The organism is Acidovorax sp. JG5 (genome assembly GCF_017939685.1).
In the GTDB taxonomy this organism is placed as follows: domain Bacteria; phylum Pseudomonadota; class Gammaproteobacteria; order Burkholderiales; family Burkholderiaceae_C; genus Acidovorax.
Genome location: NZ_JAGKSE010000065.1, coordinates 1 through 680, shown reverse-complemented (window position 1 = coordinate 680; position 680 = coordinate 1). Strand labels below are relative to the sequence as shown.

The window sequence follows — 680 nt, the reverse complement described above, 5'->3', positions numbered from 1 at the left end:
AAGCCGGCGCGCAATCGGTGGATCTGCGCATGGCAGCGCAGGGCCTTCCTTGGCACACTGGCTGCCATGGTGGTGCAGCAACAATCCCTGAACAATCTCAGCGCAGAGCAACTGCGCGAGATGGTTGCCAGCCTCATGGGCCACGTGAGCGACAAGGACGCGCAAATCGCCCGCCACCAAACCGAACTCAAGCACAGCCAGGCGCTCAACGCCAAGCTCACCCACGAGAACGCGCTCTTGAAGCGCATGAAGTTCGCGGCCCAGTCCGAGCGCTTCAACGCCGAGCAGCGCAGCCTGCTTGAAGACGAGATCGAGGCCGACCTGGCAGCGGTCGCCGTCGAGATCGAGCAACTGCAGCCGCCTGCGCCAGCGCCCCAAGCCAAACAACAACCCAAGCGCCAGCCGCTGCCGGCCAACCTGCCGCGGCGCGAGATCCGCCACGAGCCTGAGTTGACTACCTGCGCCTGTGGTTGTGCGATGAAGCGCATCGGTGAAGACGTGGCCGAAAAGCTGGACTATGTGCCCGGCGTGTTCACGGTGGAGCGCCACATCCGTGGCAAGTGGGCCTGCGCCAAGTGCGAGACCATCACCCAGGTGCCGGTCGAGGCGCATGTGATCGACAAGGGCATCCCGACTGCGGGCCTGCTGGCCCAGGTGCTGGTGGCCAAGTACGCCGACCA

At 65.0% G+C, this 680-nt stretch carries 1 protein-coding gene; it reads left to right on the top strand.

All coding sequences use genetic code 11. The annotated features are described in order from the left end of the window. Positions 1–66 precede the first annotated feature (66 nt). Positions 67–680: IS66 family transposase zinc-finger binding domain-containing protein (locus J8G26_RS19125; RefSeq protein WP_210570845.1), on the top strand; the 614-nt coding region annotated here is incomplete at its 3' end.